The organism is Streptococcus sinensis (assembly GCF_000767835.1).
GTDB lineage: Bacteria > Bacillota > Bacilli > Lactobacillales > Streptococcaceae > Streptococcus > Streptococcus sinensis.
In genome coordinates this window covers 1-13,101 of the sequence record NZ_JPEN01000042.1, presented here as the reverse complement: position 1 = coordinate 13,101, position 13,101 = coordinate 1, and the positions used below count along the sequence as shown (strand labels likewise).

The window sequence follows — 13,101 nt, the reverse complement described above, 5'->3', positions numbered from 1 at the left end:
CTTGAATAAATCTATCTCAATTATTCCGCCTGAAAACCATTGCTATCTAAGTTCCCATTTTCTCCCCAAACAACTACATAAACATTTTTGGGTAAGCTAGTAAAATCAATATAGTCACTTAAACTCGCACCTTCAGGAACATCTCCTTCCAGAAAGAGATACAGATTCAATTGAGCTCCATACTTTTCTGATAATCGGATCATATCCTTTCTCAATTTCTTTATGTCCTCTGCTGACGCTTCATACTTCTCTGTCTTGGGATTATACTTTAGTTCCTTTTTAATTTGGACCAAATCACGATAAAACCCTCTTTGGTCGTCAGTTACATCGTAATCTAAATCTGTACTCAGCTTCTTAAATTTCTCTGGCTTTAGAACAGACTCTTTGTCAAAATATAAGGTATTCAACATAGGATGGGAATTTGTATCTAAGACAGAAGAAAAGGTAAGATCTGTTAGTATCGAAGATGGTTCATCATCGCTATTAGCGTAATAGGAATACGTCCCATCTTCTAACTCATCTGTTAAAATTTTGTCCGCCTCTTCAGTTAATTGAACTTTTACATCATATTGATAAGAAAAATGACTGACCCACGTTGGAATCTCTATTTTCTTAACCTTCAAGCCTAAATTATCTTCAAAAGCTGCGTTCACAACATATTCAATATGCTGCTTTTCCTCTTTCGTAACAAGTTTTGTCGGCAAAAATGCCCAAAGCAATTGAACTATCGGTATCATGCCTATGACAAAAATTGAAATAAAGAAAATAAGTATTAGTTTAATTAGATCCTTTTTCACTTCAATTCCTCCACTTAAACTTCTCTAACTTATTTTTCACATAGTGACTCATTGACTAGAGATGTAATTAAGAGCTTAGTTTGCAACTTTGGTACTAACCATATTTTTTAATCCATCGCCTTTATTTCCAGAATCATATCGCGAATCTGAGCAGCCAGTTCAAAGTCCAGTAGCCCAGCCGCTTCTTGCATCTGACCTTCTAGTTTCTTAACCATATCCTTGCGTTCCTGCTTGTTGAGACTTTCGATTTCGACAGTTTCTTCCTTGTCTGGCAGGACGGCCTTGGTCACACTGATCAGGTCGCGGATTTCTTTCTTGATGGTCTGTGGCACAATGCCATGCTCTTCGTTATATGCCATCTGGATTGCCCGACGGCGGGCAGTTTCATCGATAGCACACTGCATGGACTGGGTCATGGTGTCCGCATACATGATCACATGCCCCTCGCTGTTGCGGGCTGCCCGACCGATGGTCTGGATAAGACCACGTTCGTTGCGGAGGAAACCTTCCTTGTCCGCATCAAGAATTGCCACCAGACTAACCTCAGGCACGTCAATTCCCTCGCGCAGCAAGTTAATCCCAACCAAAACGTCAAAGACACCCAAGCGCAAATCACGGATAATCTCAGTCCGCTCCAAGGTCTTGATGTCCGAGTGCATGTACTTGACCTTGACACCCATTTCCTTGAAGTAGTCCGTCAAATCTTCCGCCATCTTCTTGGTCAAGGTTGTGATAAAGGTCCGCTCATTCTTCTCCGCACGCGCAGTAATNTTTCGCCTAAGAGATCATCAATCTGCCCCATAGTTGGGCGGACTTCCACTTCTGGATCCAGAAGCCCTGTCGGCCGGATAATCTGCTCAATAACAGTGTCCGTCTGTTCATTTTCATAGTCACCCGGCGTAGCAGATACATAGACAATCTGGTGAACATGGCTCTCAAATTCTTCTCGGCGCAGCGGACGGTTGTCCAAAGCAGACGGCAGGCGGAAACCATAATTGACCAGCATCTCCTTACGAGAGCGGTCGCCATTGTACATGCCCCGAATCTGTCCCATGGTCATGTGACTCTCGTCAATCATAATCAAGAAGTCATCAGGGAAAAAATCCAAAAGGGTATAAGGCGGCTCTCCTTCGCTCCGACCATCCATGTGGCGAGAATAGTTCTCAACACCATTCGTATAGCCCATTTCACGCAGCATTTCGATATCGTACTCTGTGCGTTGCTTCAAGCGCTGAGCTTCCAAGAGCTTGCCTTCCTTCTCAAAGATAGCTAGCTGCTCCTCCAGCTCCGCCTGAATCTTGGCAATGGCTACTTCTATGTGGTCTTCATTGGTCACGAAGTGAGTGGCTGGGAAGATGGCCAAATGGTCCACTTCACCCAAGACTCGACCTGTCAAAGCTTCAACCTCACGAATCCGGTCAATCTCGTCTCCGAAAAACTCCACCCGAAAGGCATGCTCATCACGAGAAGCTGGAAAAATCTCCACCACATCGCCACGAACTCGGAATTTCCCCCGCTGAAAGTCAATGTCATTTCGCTCAAACTGGATATCTACCAAGTCATTGAGCAACTTGTCACGGGAAATCTCTAGTCCAGGACGCAGGCTAACCACGCTATCAGAGTATTCCTTAGGTGAACCCAGACCATAGATACAAGAGACAGAAGCCACGACAATCACGTCGTTGCGCTCCAAGAGGGCAGAAGTCGCCGAGTGACGGAGCTTATCAATCTCGTCATTGACCGAGCTATCCTTTTCAATATAAGTATCACTTGAAGGCACATAAGCCTCTGGCTGGTAGTAATCATAGTAGGAAACGAAGTATTCCACCGCGTTATTGGGGAAGAATTCCTTGAACTCACCATAGAGCTGGCCGGCCAGCGTTTTATTATGGGCAATAACCAGAGTCGGCTTGTTGACCCGAGCAATAACCTGACTCATGGTATAGGTCTTACCTGTACCAGTCGCTCCCATAAGAATCTGCGCCTTCTCTCCGCCCTCGATATTATCCACCAGCTGCTCGATAGCCTGGGGCTGGTCACCTGAAGGCTCATACTTAGAAACCAATTCAAATTTATTATCTGTAATTCTGTTAATCATCTTTTATTCCTCAACTTTTGCTTCTATCATTTTACCATATTTGCCCTATTTTCTCTGGATTTGGCTCTAGCTTAGGAATCCGCTTCTCTACTATAAATTACCTATTGCCATTCATCTCGATAATCAGCATAAAAAACGCCCAGCTTACTTAACTGAGCGAAATTTTTATTTTTTAAACATTAGTGCCTGAGGCAGGCGATTTTCTTTCTTGAGTGACCAGTAAAGATAGGCAATGCAGCCAATCAAGACGATACTGGCAAAAATAGATCCTTCAGCACCAAAGGCTCCGCCGGACAGTAAATCGACAGAAGATTGTGAGCTATAACTCAAGATAGAGGCAGTAGCTCCTTGACCACTGACCTGGATGCCATAGATATTTCCTTGGACAAAGTTCCAAGCCCCATGCATGCCAGCCAATACCCACATGTTGTCATACTTGAGCATAAGGAAACAAGCAAAGATACCGTCTAGCACGATATTGACAATGGAAAGAACTGTCACACCAGGATTAAAAAGGTGCAATGCCCCGAATAGAGCACTGGAAACCAAGATACCAATGGCGATATTTGACTTAGCACTAACCGCTGGGAAAAGCCAGCCACGAGTAACCAACTCCTCCGCTCCCCCTTGAAGGATCCAAAAAGGAATCAAAGCAAGGATAAAGAGAAATGGTTCTAAGCTAAGCTGTGACCATTCTAGGCTTCCCGTACCCGTTAGCAAGAACAAAGCGACGACGAGCGAAAACTGTGCTGCCCCAATCAGGAAGCCTCTGCCCAGCTCTTTCAGCCATCCTCTCTTAAAGAAGCCCAGACTGGAAAAAGGTCTCTTTTCTCCAAACTTGACCCAGAAAAAAACAACTAGACCAATAAAGAAAAAACTACCCAGCTGAAAAAAGATACCATAATGTCCGACCACTTCCATAACTGCCGTCCGATCAGCTGCTGGATTTGCAAGACCAAGCAAGATCCCGATGATCAGCCCCACCGGAATCATTCCAGCAAATGCAATTATTTCTCCTAAATAGACAAAACCGATCGCAAGTAAAACTGCCAACCAAATGGCCGGTATGTAGCGAGACAGTTTAACATTTTCCAACATACGTGATTTAAACATAAACATGTTCCTTCCTTTTTTTAATTACCATAAAATATTACTACAGTATGCGTAAAAAGCGAAGTATCTTTTATAGCTGCCTGATTAGGATTTGAAAATTTTTATCCTATAAATCAAAGCCCTTGCCACAATCCTCACCTCTGTTCTTTATAAACTTGGTTTTTTGAACAAACACAATCAGACATGATCTTGTTTTTCTTGCCAAGTTTCAATTATCTAATCCTCTTCGCCTTATTCTTCATTGATTCTATAGTATGAAAACAAGTTAGAAAGAGCTATCAGTCCCCTTCGTTTTCTCTAGCAATCTCTTCAATGTTGGCTATTTCTTCGTCTAACCGTTTATCAAATTCCGCCTTATTCTTGAAGGGATAAGAATAAGTCCGCCAAGTGTACCATTTAAGCCCTTCTTCGCCTTTGTAATACCATTCTATCTTGGTTGGCAGAAAATCTTTGTTGTATGTGATGCGCACCTTTGAAAACTGATCTTCTTCCCTGTAGAAGTATTGTAACTCAAATTCGGGTGGATATTTTTCTTTTAATAAGGATTTATTCACCAGCGATTCAGGTGAGCGAGTAATTTGATAGTTTGATTTTTTTATTTCATCAGTTGTAACATTTAAATTAAGAAGAATTGAGGATATTTCATTATTTAGTGCTCTTTCATAATATTCCTTAGCTTCATATTTACTACTGCCCCCAAACAGTTTGTTGTCTTTAATCGCAGCTCCATGAGCATAGTAAAACTCTTTATCTTTTAAATCAAATCCTGTTCCAAAATCATTGTTTGCCTCAATATCTGACATGCTTTTAACAAAAACAAATCTCTTATTTGATAAAATTGAATATGCGTCACTCGTGGTCTTTTTGATATTGTTTGCTATGAGTATAACCAGAATAACTATGATTACTAGGCTTGATCCCACTAGCATACTCTTTATATTTATTATACTCTGCCACTTTTTCATCTTCGGACATGCCCTTTGTTCTTTCTTGCCAAGCTTCATAATCTTTGTGTCCTCCTCCTTTTACAATATCTGCATACTGGCCGCCCTTTTTACCCAAATCGCCTTCAGATTTGAAGATACTCTTGGCTTTTTGCCTGAGTGCAGAGTCTGCCGGCTGTGTAACATCCAATCTATTATGTTGACCGGCATAAATTCCTGTGACTACGTCATTATTCCCTTTTGATGGACCGTAGTTAAAGGATTCCGTGTTAGCAATTTCATGCAATTCATCATGAGTATAATGTTCTGGATTGGAATCGTATCTACCATCAGGCAGTTTATGCTGATCATAGGCATCCCACTGAGTCTCAAATTCTCCTGTTTCGAGATTCACAATAAATTCAACCATCCGAGCATTATTTAAATCTTTTTTTGAACGAACTGTGTTTTCTTTAGGAACTTGCACCTTCATATTGTAAGGACGTGTAAAAAACTCTGTTGCTTTATCATAACGATTGTGATAGTTAGCTCCCGTTGTATAATCAAAGGTAAGTCCTTGCTCCTTGCCGTAAGCCAAGAGTTTTTCATAGTCATTAGCGCCGTCGTAATTATTTCGAATATAGTAAATTGCTTGACGATCCAGATAATAGCGGAAAAGGTGAATCTGCTGACCTAACCCAGATTTATCGTCCTTCAGCGATTTATCCTTGAAAGTCATAACAACATCTTTTCTAAAGTGCATCAGAAAATCTCCATGAGGCGCCATTTTATCAGAAAATTTATGAGTTGTACTGGTTAAATGCATAAAATTATATCCATCCACCTCAGCCCCTAAATGTTTGAGAACTAATTCTAATTTGTCTCTGGAACTCATCTTACTTGCTGCATACATGCCTGTGTAGACGTCAGATCCTACTTCCTTTGTTTGAGCATAGAGTTCGTCACGTTTATTGTAGAACTCTTGGCCCGTCTGAAGTTTTGCTGTGCTTGATTTAACCTGATTGATATAATTCTTTACAGCCTCATCATCCCAGCCATCAACTTTCTTCAACTCTTCGGCCTGTTGGCGCAGACCTGTGATATAAGAGTTGTATTCCTTCCATGACAGATTGTGCGGTCGCTCAATCTGATATTTCTTAGCAAAATCACGATTTGCTTTTAGTTCTCCCGCTACTGTCGTCCACGATAAATCCGCAGGAATACTATAGGTCCCTGTATTAGCATCCCAAGAGCTAGCTAGCTGCCCCACACCTGTATCAATCGCTTGCACCAAAGCAGCAATATCTCCGAATATTTCAGACGAACTGGCATCAAAAGCTCGGAGTTTATCCAACTTTTCCTGAAGCTCTTTTCGAGCTGCAGTATAGGTGTCGTTCAGTTTCTGCAGTCCCTGTAGCCGTTGAAAACTACCCGGACTAGTGGACTTACTTGTCACAATGGCATCTAGTAAATCTAGATTAGCTGCAAGAAGCTGGTCATAACGCTGAATATCCTCTACCAGCTTATCCTCCTGTAAATCCTCATCCGCAACTTGTGTACGATACTCCTTTGGAAGAGACTGCACATCTATCTGAGTCGCTTCAGATAAGGCTATTCCTGCTTCCTTTAAAGGGACAATGACATCGCTGATAAAAGCTCTAAAAGAATCATAAGCTTTACCAGATAAGGAGGATGCAGAATTCTCCGTTTGTTCCAGAGCCTTCCCCAATTCTTTATAGCACTCCAGCTGGCTTTTAGTCATAATTGTTGTACTCTCGGCCTGGGCATCTAAACTTCCGCAATAAACTTCAATCCCCATCTTCTTCATCCTCCAGTTGGTTAATTCTGATACGCTCGTGATAGACGTCATTTAAATCATCTTCTAACTTCCACTTTTGAAGATTCACTTTATCCAAATCATCTAAGAAGCTTTCAGAAATCATACGCGACTCATAGAATGCCTCTGACTGCAACTGCTCAAAAAAGGCTCTGGAAGAAGGATAAGTTTCAAAAGAATCCCAAAGCTGAGTTTGCGCATCTGAACAATACCTTTCAAAATCTTCTATTTGATTCTCCAGCAACCTTTTTTCCTTCAGCAGTCTTTCCTCCTGTCGAAACAGCGTGCTTCCTCTTCTCTCAGTTCATAGAGCTTCTGCTCTTTATTCACGGTTTCGACCCTCCATCAGCTGAAATCTACTGGCACTAGCCTCATCAATAGCTTGAAATTCCTCTGCAACGCTTTGGATATTGGCGCAAACTGATTGAATAGCAGCTGAAATATCCTTAGCTTTGCTTTGAGAAAGCTCTATTGCATGATGTGCGGAATCATTTCCCAAAAGCTTAGTTTGCTCATCTTTATAGGCACCTGCAATACTGATGAGTGCCTCTGCCCCAGTTTTCAAAGCAGCCCCTAATTGTTGGGCAATCAAAATATCACTTTTAATTTCTTTCATATAAATTTCCTTCAAACCCATATGTGTGTCTCAATTCTAGCATATTATCCAAGCAAAGTAAAACAGCGCTTAATATTGGCATCGCTTATGCTTTGTGTTAGAAAATATGACATGGAATTCAAAAAATATTTGCCTTTCTCAAATTTTTCTGATATAATCAGACAATATTCTACCAAAGGAGAGAAAGTATGAAGAAAAAAATCATAGCTTTTCTGCTAACATTATTCCCTATCTTTGCAATAGGAACAACGATTCATGCAGATACAATCAAAATCGTATCTGACACGGCTTATGCGCCTTTTGAATTTAAAGATTCCGACCAAACATACAAAGGAATTGATGTAGACATTATCAATAAGGTCGCTGAAATCAAAGGATGGGATATCAATATGTCCTTCCCTGGATTTGACGCTGCTGTCAATGCAGTCCAAGCGGGACAAGCCGATGCCATTATGGCAGGTATGACTAAGACTGCTGAACGCGAAAAAGTCTTTACCATGTCTGATACATATTATGACACAAAAGTTGTCATTGCAACGACTAAGGCTAATACAATAAAGTCTTACGATCAACTTAAAGGAAAAACAGTTGGTGTCAAAAACGGTACAGCTGCTCAGCGTTTCCTTGAAAAAATCAAAGATAAGTATGGCTTCACCATCAAAACGTTTGATACGGGTGATCTCATGTATAATAGTCTGTCAGCTGGAGCGGTTGACGCAGTCATGGATGACCAACCCGTTATTGAATACGCAATCAGCCAAGGTCAAGATTTGAAAATTTCAATGAAGGGTGAGGCTGTTGGTAGCTTTGCATTTGGTGTCAAAAAAGGCAGCAAATACGAATACCTAGTGACTGAGTTCAACGAAGCATTGGCTCAAATGAAAAAAGATGGGACATTGAAAGACATCATCAGCAAATGGACTTCTGCCTCAAACAGTTCGTCAAACTCTGCAGTGCCAGAAACAACAACCAAATCTGGACAAAAAGCCACTCCAGTCAAAGCTAAATATACGATTGCCAGCGACTCATCCTTTGCTCCTTTCGTTTTTCAAAATGATAGCAACCAATACACTGGTATTGACATGGACTTGATCAAAGCCATTGCCGAAGACCAAGGTTTTACACTTGAAATTTCTAACCCTGGCTTTGATGCTGCCATCAATGCTGTTCAATCTGGCCAAGCTGACGGAATGATTGCAGGGATGTCTGTGACAGATGCTCGTAAAGAGACCTTTGATTTCTCTGAACCTTACTACACAGCTAACTCTATCCTTGCGGTGACAGAATCAAGCACTATTAGCTCTTATGACGACTTGAAAGGAAAGACCGTTGGAGTCAAAAATGGTACAGCCTCTCAAACCTTCCTCGTCGAAAATCAAAGCAAATACGGCTATAAAATCAAAACTTTTTCAGACGGTTCTTCAATGTATGACAGCCTAAACTCTGGCTCTGTTGCTGCCATTATGGACGACGAGCCCGTTGTTAAATATGCCATCAACCAAGGCAAGAAAATGAAAACGCCAATTAAAGGAACTCCTAGTGGTGAAGTTGCTTTTGCAGTGAAAAAAGGAACCAATTCTGAGCTTATCGAAATGTTCAATAACGGTCTGGCCAATCTGAAAGCGAATGGTAAATACCAAGAAATCCTTGATAAATATCTATCAGCTGACAAAGATGATTCTACGACCGTTGACGAAACAACCATCTGGGGACTCCTGCAAAACAATTACAAACAACTTTTGAGCGGTCTGGGTGTCACTATCGCTCTGGCACTTCTTTCTTTTGCAATTGCCATGGTAATTGGGATCATCTTTGGAATGTTTAGCGTCAGCCCAATCAAAGCTCTTCGCTTTATTTCAGAAATTTTTGTCGATGTTATTCGTGGTATCCCACTCATGATTCTGGCAGCCTTCATTTTCTGGGGAATTCCAAACTTCCTTGAGTCTATGACTGGTCAGCAAAGTCCGATTAACGACTTTGTCGCAGGGACGATTGCCCTGTCACTCAATGCCGGTGCCTATATCGCTGAGATTGTTCGCGGAGGGATTCAAGCTGTTCCAGCTGGACAGATGGAAGCTAGCCGAAGTCTAGGGATTTCGTATGGAAAGACCATGCGCAAGATTATCCTGCCTCAAGCAACCAAAATTATGCTGCCAAACTTTGTCAACCAGTTCGTCATTGCCCTTAAAGATACGACTATCGTATCAGCTATCGGACTTGTCGAGCTCTTCCAAACAGGTAAGATCATCATTGCCCGTAACTATCAGAGCTTCAAGATGTATGCCATCCTAGCAGTGCTCTACTTGGTCATCATCACACTCTTGACTCGCTTGGCAAAACGCTTAGAAAAGAGGATTAAGTAATGGCAAAATTAAAAATTGATGTCAACGATTTGCATAAATACTATGGAGAAAACGAAGTTCTGAAAGGTATTACTGCTAAGTTTTACGAGGGGGATGTCGTCTGTATCATCGGCCCTTCTGGCTCTGGGAAATCAACTTTCCTACGTAGCTTAAACCTGCTCGAAGAAGTGACCAGTGGAACGATTACCGTCAATGGTTATGATCTGACAGATAAGACTACGAATGTGGATCATGTGCGTGAAGATATCGGAATGGTCTTCCAGCACTTCAACCTCTTCCCACACATGACTGTCTTACAAAATATCACCTTTGCTCCTGTTGAGCACAAGCGACTGACCCAAGCTGAAGCTGATAAACTAGGTATGGAGCTACTGGAGAAGGTTGGTTTAGCGGATAAGGCCAATGCCAATCCTGATAGCCTGTCCGGGGGACAAAAACAGCGGGTGGCCATCGCCCGAGGATTGGCTATGAACCCAGACATTATGCTCTTTGATGAGCCGACTTCGGCCCTTGACCCTGAAATGGTTGGCGACGTTCTCAACGTTATGAAGGATCTGGCTCAGCAGGGCATGACCATGCTGATTGTGACTCACGAGATGGGCTTTGCTCGTCAGGTCGCTAATCGCGTCATCTTTACCGCTGACGGTGAATTCCTAGAAGACGGAAAACCAGATCAAATCTTCGATAACCCTCAGCATCCACGTCTCAAGGATTTCTTGGACAAGGTGCTCAATGTATAGATATGATTAATCCTGAAAGTAATCTTTCAGGATTTTTGTTGACTTATTTTGCCCTTTTTGCTAGACTAAAGATAGAATGATTTCGGAGGTACACGGAGACATGAAAAATTAAGTCTATTTTTTAAAGGAAACTTTATTTAGTAGATTTTGTCATGTTTCTGCATATCCGCGGGATGTTCGTTTTCGGTACTTTCTAGCTTCCGTTGGTTTTTAGACCAATCCTGTCCTTCCTATGGCAGTATAGGCTGGGAGACCATATACGAAAGACCTGACTTTGACACTCCTGTGTCTTCTTTGTGCAATTAAAAACAGCTCTGCTAAATAAAGCAGGGCTGTATTTTGTATTATAAAACGAAGGAGACATCTATGCTGCAAATAAGAAATCTAACCATTACCCACTTAAAAGACCTGAAGGAGCTGGTCAAAGATCTGACACTGACCGTCAATCAAGGAGACAAGGTTGCTATTATCGGTGAGGAGGGCAATGGCAAGTCCACTCTGCTTAAGCTCTTGTTAGACGAGCAACTTGTCAGCTCCTATGTCAGCTACAGCGGACAGATTGATAAGTCCTATACTGCTGCTGTCTACCTGCCCCAGCAGCTGCCTTCAGAGGATGCCCAACTAACCCTCAATGACTATTTCTTTGCTGATTTTGAGACTGAGCTGGACTATGCCAAGCTCTATCGCTACGCTGGAGAGCTCAACTTTGACAGCCAGCGTTTTGCCAGTCAGCAGCAGCTCTCTAGCCTATCTGGAGGAGAAAAGCTTAAAGTTCAGCTTATCAAGAAACTAGCCAGTGATTGGGACATTCTCTTTCTTGATGAGCCCTCTAATGACCTTGATCTCGAAACTCTGACTTGGCTGGAAAACTTTATCAGCCACAGCCAGCAAACTGTCCTTTTCGTCTCTCACGACGAGCATTTCCTCGCTCAGGCTGCAAGCAAGATTGTTCATCTGGAGCGGATAAAAAAGAAACAGGAGGCTAGAACCAGCGTCAAGAGTCTGGACTATGAAAACTACCGCACTCAACGTCAGGAGGCCTTTGAAAAACAAGGTCAATTGGCACGGAAAGAGCGGGAAGAACACGCTAAGACCATGGAAAAACACCGACGGGTTAAGCAGAGTGTGGAGCATACTTTACGAAACACCCATGATGCTACTGCAGGTCGACTGGTTGCCAAGAAGATGAAAAACGTTCTTTCGCAGGGCAAGCGATTCGAAAAGGCAGGTGCTGAAATGACCGAAATCCCGACACAGGAAGATGCCATCAGCCTTCACTTCTCAGATATAGAAGCTCTGCCATTGACCAAAAGAATCCTAAAATTAGAAGGAATGAAACTGGAAGCAGACGAACGACAACTGGCGGAGAACCTGACTCTGGAAGTCTGCGGTCAGGAGAAAATCGGACTGATTGGCGCCAATGGTGCAGGCAAATCCACTCTACTTAAGGAACTATGGAAGATTCTGCGTGAGCGGACAGATCTGCGAGTAGGCTATATGCCCCAGCACTATGGCGACTTGTTGGATGACGAAAGCTCTCCTTTGGACTTTCTGGCTCCCTCTGGCGACAAGGCTCAGGAGGAGAAAATCCTGACTCATCTAGCCAGTCTCCAGTTCACGCGCGACGAGGCCCGCCACCCGATTGGACAGCTTTCCGGAGGTCAAAAAGCCAAGCTCCTCCTACTCAAACTAGTCCTAGACCGCCCTCATGTTCTCCTTCTGGACGAGCCAACCCGCAACTTCTCTCCCACCTCTCAGCCTCAGGTTCGCCAGCTATTGGCCACCTATCCCGGCGCTATCATCGCTGTCTCCCACGACCGAATCTTTCTCAAAGAAGTTTGCCAGAAGATTTATAAACTGACAGAGACAGGGTTGGAAGAGGTGGAACTAAACCGATCCTTGAACTAAAATCTATGATTAAATGACTCTTATATTATTTTTAAAGTTACTTTTTTATTTAAGTTTCTTTCCTTGCATTTCAAAAAAAGTACAATATTAATGGAAGGCCTATCACTTAACTAGAGATAGAAAGGAAAAAATTAGGAAACTATGTTTCTCTGGCTTAATGCGTCAGAACTAACCGATATATCTTTTCGCATTTTACACTATACTAATAACTACGACTCGATATATCATAGAAAATAGATAAGGAGACTCAGCATGCTCAAGAAAGTCACTACATGTGCTTTTATCCTTACTCTAATTTCTTCTGTCCTTATCGGAAGTAATATTATATTTGCAAATGATAAAGGCGAGGATATCCAAGCGAAACCACCAACTCTAGAGATAATGGTAAAACAAGCTTCTAAAGAGCCTACTCTCTTGGAAACTTTAAATCAATTTTCAGACCAGGATACTATCATTGCCTATCCTGAAAACATGGGTGGTGGGTTTTCTGTTAAATCTGCAGATAGTAGCGAACCTCTAGTCGGAGAAATTCTTGATACTAAAGGCAACAAAGTCGTTTATAGAGACTCTCAACCTGTCACCATTGCCCAAGTAAAAGAAGCGATTCAAAACAAGTAGTACACTAAATCTATCTTTTATAAATATGAGAGTGGGACAGACAGCCATGACGACATAGCCGTCACCCACAGAAACACGAAAATAAAGA

The 13,101-nt window shown here is 42.3% G+C and carries 10 protein-coding genes and 1 pseudogene; 4 read left to right on the top strand and 7 right to left on the bottom strand.

Annotated features, from left to right (window positions below; all coding sequences use genetic code 11):
• Window positions 1-20 precede the first annotated feature (20 nt).
• From SSIN_RS02735 to SSIN_RS02705, 7 genes and pseudogenes are all read right to left on the bottom strand, one after another.
• Entirely contained in the window at window positions 21-797 is a 777-nt protein-coding gene (locus SSIN_RS02735) for a hypothetical protein (protein ID WP_037615439.1), read from the bottom strand.
• A gap of 107 nt (window positions 798-904) precedes the next feature.
• Window positions 905-2,895 (bottom strand): annotated as a pseudogene (uvrB, locus tag SSIN_RS02730) (excinuclease ABC subunit UvrB).
• Between the two features lie 165 nt (window positions 2,896-3,060).
• Window positions 3,061-4,008 carry a CPBP family intramembrane glutamic endopeptidase gene (locus SSIN_RS02725; RefSeq protein WP_037615485.1) on the bottom strand — a complete coding sequence of 316 codons (948 nt, stop codon included), beginning with the start codon at window positions 4,006-4,008 and terminating at the stop codon, window positions 3,061-3,063.
• Between the two features lie 278 nt (window positions 4,009-4,286).
• Window positions 4,287-4,811, bottom strand: a complete 525-nt coding sequence (locus tag SSIN_RS02720) for a hypothetical protein (protein ID WP_244880073.1) — start codon at window positions 4,809-4,811, stop codon at window positions 4,287-4,289.
• 46 nt (window positions 4,812-4,857) lie between these two features.
• A complete protein-coding gene (locus tag SSIN_RS02715; RefSeq protein WP_037615438.1) occupies window positions 4,858-6,750 on the bottom strand; it encodes a DUF3114 domain-containing protein in 1,893 nt (630 codons plus the stop codon).
• Window positions 6,740-7,012 carry a flagellar hook-associated protein gene (locus SSIN_RS02710; protein WP_244880072.1) on the bottom strand — a complete coding sequence of 91 codons (273 nt, stop codon included), beginning with the start codon at window positions 7,010-7,012 and terminating at the stop codon, window positions 6,740-6,742. Before SSIN_RS02710 ends, SSIN_RS02715 begins: the two co-directional genes overlap by 11 nt.
• A 78-nt stretch (window positions 7,013-7,090) precedes the next feature.
• Window positions 7,091-7,384, bottom strand: coding sequence for a TIGR04197 family type VII secretion effector (locus SSIN_RS02705; protein ID WP_037615437.1), 294 nt, complete (start codon window positions 7,382-7,384; stop codon window positions 7,091-7,093).
• A 188-nt stretch (window positions 7,385-7,572) separates the two neighbouring features.
• Here SSIN_RS02705 and SSIN_RS02700 point away from each other — a divergent pair, with 188 nt between their 5' ends.
• The 4 genes from SSIN_RS02700 to SSIN_RS02685 all read left to right on the top strand — a co-directional run bounded on the left by SSIN_RS02700 (window position 7,573) and on the right by SSIN_RS02685 (window position 13,013).
• Window positions 7,573-9,747 (top strand): ABC transporter substrate-binding protein/permease, encoded by a 2,175-nt coding sequence (locus SSIN_RS02700; RefSeq protein ID WP_037615436.1) that lies wholly within the window; start codon window positions 7,573-7,575, stop codon window positions 9,745-9,747.
• Window positions 9,747-10,487 carry an amino acid ABC transporter ATP-binding protein gene (locus SSIN_RS02695; RefSeq protein WP_037615435.1) on the top strand — a complete coding sequence of 247 codons (741 nt, stop codon included), beginning with the start codon at window positions 9,747-9,749 and terminating at the stop codon, window positions 10,485-10,487. Before SSIN_RS02700 ends, SSIN_RS02695 begins: the two co-directional genes overlap by 1 nt.
• A gap of 366 nt (window positions 10,488-10,853) precedes the next feature.
• Window positions 10,854-12,395 (top strand): ATP-binding cassette domain-containing protein, encoded by a 1,542-nt coding sequence (locus tag SSIN_RS02690; protein WP_037615434.1) that lies wholly within the window; start codon window positions 10,854-10,856, stop codon window positions 12,393-12,395.
• 252 nt (window positions 12,396-12,647) lie between these two features.
• Window positions 12,648-13,013 carry a hypothetical protein gene (locus tag SSIN_RS02685; RefSeq protein WP_037615433.1) on the top strand — a complete coding sequence of 122 codons (366 nt, stop codon included), beginning with the start codon at window positions 12,648-12,650 and terminating at the stop codon, window positions 13,011-13,013.
• Window positions 13,014-13,101 lie beyond the last annotated feature (88 nt).